This window comes from Actinobacillus minor NM305, assembly GCF_000175195.1.
GTDB lineage: Bacteria > Pseudomonadota > Gammaproteobacteria > Enterobacterales > Pasteurellaceae > Haemophilus_A > Haemophilus_A minor.
This window is the reverse complement of sequence record NZ_ACQL01000145.1, coordinates 1-3708: the sequence shown is the minus strand read 5'-3', so window position 1 is coordinate 3708 and position 3708 is coordinate 1. Positions and strand designations below refer to the sequence as shown.

At 42.4% G+C, this 3708-nt stretch carries 1 protein-coding gene; it reads left to right on the top strand.

The genetic code is table 11. The features are described 5' to 3' along the window. The coding region (locus AM305_RS10285; RefSeq protein WP_005825797.1) for a YadA-like family protein at positions 1-3583 on the top strand (3583 nt) is incomplete at its 5' end. Positions 3584-3708 lie beyond the last annotated feature (125 nt).

Below are 3708 nucleotides of genomic sequence, written 5' to 3'. Positions count from 1 at the left end.
TGCAACCACTGTGGCGAATGCAATCAACAAATCAGGTTGGAATGCAAAATCAGGTGGCTATAAAGCTGATGGAGACATGGCTGAGGCAACCTTGATCAACCCAAGTGAAGAAGTGACGTTCTCAGCAGGTAAAAACTTAACCGTGAAACGAGTAAATAATGAATTTACTTTCGCAACGGCAGCTGATGTGGACTTTAACAGTGTAACTGTGGGTAATGACGGTGATAAGATCACTATCGGTAATGTTGGCGGTAAGAACGTGGTAGGCAATTTAGATACAACGATTACGAAACCAACGACCTCTAATGATCCGGCAGATAAACCAACAGGTGATGCGTTGAACAATGCCGCGACATTAGGCGATGTGTTAAATGCAGGTTGGAACTTACAAGAAAATGGTAATGCGAAAGATGTAGTAACGCCATACGATACAGTTAACTTTGTGAATGGTGCAGGCTCTTCTGTTAAGGTAGAAAGCGATGGCACAGTAAGCAAAGTGGTTTATAACGTTAATGTTGATGGTAAGACAACCGAATACACCTATATTGATGATAAAGGCAACAAACTGACAGCAGAAACACAACCTGACGGTACAGTCGTTTATAAAGACGAGAAAGGTGCAGTTTATGCCGGTCCAGTAACAAGCCGTGTATCAGCTATTCTTCCAACAACAACAGTTGATGGCAAAGAAGTGGGTGGCGACATCACATTTGGTGACACAACTACTGCAAACGTAACCACAAATGATGCGGGCGATATCGTTGTGAATGTCAATACCGGCGATTCAAATGCAACTAAAGATGGTAAAGCAACTGCGTTAACTGATAAACAAGGTAACCCAGTAAATAAAGTTGTTGCGGCAGATGGTTCTGTGACTTACACAGATGAAGATGGCAAGCCGGTTGCAGCAGATGATGTTGTAGATAGCACTGAAAAAGTAGCCACTGTTGGTGATATCGTAGATACAATCAACAAAACAGGTTGGAAAGCAACTTCAGGTAAAGTGGGTACAGGTATTGTTTCTGGTACAAACGAAGAGTTAATCAGCCCAAGCGATGTGGTGACATTCCAAGCTGGCAACAACATGGTGCTTACACAAGTGGGTAAGGTATTTACCTATTCTGTAAATCCAGATCCAGTGTTCAATACCACAACAGCGAAAGCAGGTATGACAATTGGTGAAGGTAATACTGCAGTCAATATGACACCAACAACAGCAAATGTTGTAAATGGTGGCGATGTAAATGGTAAAGTGACTCCAGCGGTAGATATGAACGGCGCAACGTTCACAAATATCAGCTCTAACTTACCAAATACAACGAGCGTAGGTAACAACCCAACGACAACAGGCCCAATTACTGCGCAAGAAGCGGCGGATTTAGCGAAAACATCAGGTAGCAATGCTGCGACATTAAATGATGTGTTAAATGCGGGTTGGACTTTACAAGAGAATGATAAAGCGAAAGACTTCGTGAAACCATTCGATACGGTAAACTTCAAAGACGGTAAGGGTACAACAGCGAACATCACCTCAGATGGTAGTGTGAGCAATGTAAATTACAGTGTGAATGTAGATAATACAACTACAGAGATTACTTATGTATCAACAGATGCGAAAGGTAATAATACGAAAGTTTACTTACAAGCGGACGGTTCTTACAACACAGCACGTGACGGTTCAGGTACAAAAGTTGATGCTGACACAATCAAAGGAAGCCAAGTTTCTGCGATTTTACCAACCTTCAATGGAAACAGCACAGCAGGTAAAGTGAACTTTGAAAACAGCACAACTGCGGACATCAACTACAACAATACCACGGGTAATGTGACTGTTGATGTGAAAACAGGTACTTCTTCAGTAAGCGATGGTTCAGTGAAAGATGCGGATGGTAATGCTATCCCAGCAGGTAAAGCTGTTGCAGATACTACTAACGGTACTGTAGCAACGATTTCTGATGTAGTGAACACAATCAACAACGTTTACTGGAACACAGTTGCAGGTAAAGTAGCTGGTTCAACAGGTGAATCTACATCTGATGCGACAGCGAAAGTGAAAGCGGGTGACACAGTAACTCTCAATGCGGGTAACAATATTAGAATTGAGCAAACAGGCACAACCTTTAATATTTCAACCACAGAGAACGTGACATTCACTAATACAAATGTAACTAACAACTTAACCGTTGATGGTAACACAACAGTGAATAACTTCACTGTGAAACCAAGTTCAACCATTGATATGGGTAACAATATCATTGGTAATGTTTCTGCAGGTGTTAAAGATACGGATGCTGTGAATGTTAGCCAGTTAAATGCAACGAAAAACGCATTCAATTGGAAGATGACAGGTAACAACAATGCATCTAATGCAACTGCGGTGGGCAACCAAACTGTAAGCTTTAACAATGGTACAGGTACAACGGCTGTCGTTGAAGGTACTAACGTAACTTACAACGTGAATGTGGATAACAAAACCACTGAAATCACTTACACCAATAAAGCGGGTGACACTGTTTACAAACTTGCAGACGGTACTTATAACACGCAAAAAGATGGTAAAGGTACTGTTGTAAATGAAGGTGATATTACAGGTAACCAAGTATCTGTAGCATTCGGTAACGTGGCTGCAAATACAACAACAGGTACAGCAGAAGGCGATATCTCTCCACGTGTAGCAAGCACAGGCGATGTTGCAAATGCAATCAATGGCAGTGGTTGGAAAACAACTGACAAAGATGGCAATACGCTTCTTGTAAACCCAGGCGATACTGTGAACTATGTAAACGGTAACGGTACAACAGCGAACATCACAACATCGAAAGATGCAAGTGGTAAAGATGTTGTTAATGTGACATTTGATGTGAAAACAGCAAATGCAACAACGACAAATGCAAACGGTAGCATTGCAGCGCCAACAGACGGTGCAAACTTCGTGAATGCAACTACACTTGTTAATACTGTAAACAACGCAAGTTGGAACGTGAACTCAGCAGCAGTTGAAGGCACAACAGGTAAACTTGTTGACACAAGCGATAAGACAGCAAGCAAAGTGAAAGCTGGCGATACTGTAAATGTGAACGCGGGTAACAACATTGAAATTACACGTAATGGTAATAACATTGCGGTTGCAACTTCAATGACTCCAACATTTACGAGTGTTCAAGTTGGCGGCGATACTGGTCCTGTGATCAGCGGTGATGTGAATGGCGATGTGAAAGTGGCTAAGAAAGATGGTTCTGCAGCGAAAATCACTAACGTAGCAGCAGGTACTGCAGATAACGATGCAGTGAATGTAAGCCAATTAAAACAAGTTGCCGGTGATATCCACAACAAGATCAACCGTAACAACAAAGACTTACGTGCAGGTATCGCAGGTGCGAACGCAGCAGCAGGTTTACCACAAGTTTACATCCCTGGTAAATCAATGGTTGCAGCGTCAGCAGGTACCTTCAAAGGTCAATCAGCGGTGGCAGTGGGTTACTCACGTGCTTCTGACAACGGTAAGCTAATCCTTAAATTACAAGGTAATGCGAATACCCGTGGTGATGTTGGTGGTTCTGTGGGCGTAGGTTACCAATGGTAATCTGCTAATCTAGCGAATCAAAAATAATAAATGCGACTCGAAAGGGTCGCATTTTTTTTGGTTTTTTCCTAGGTATATAACCCTCGCCCCTACAGCAAAACCCGTGGGTTACACCCACGGTTACG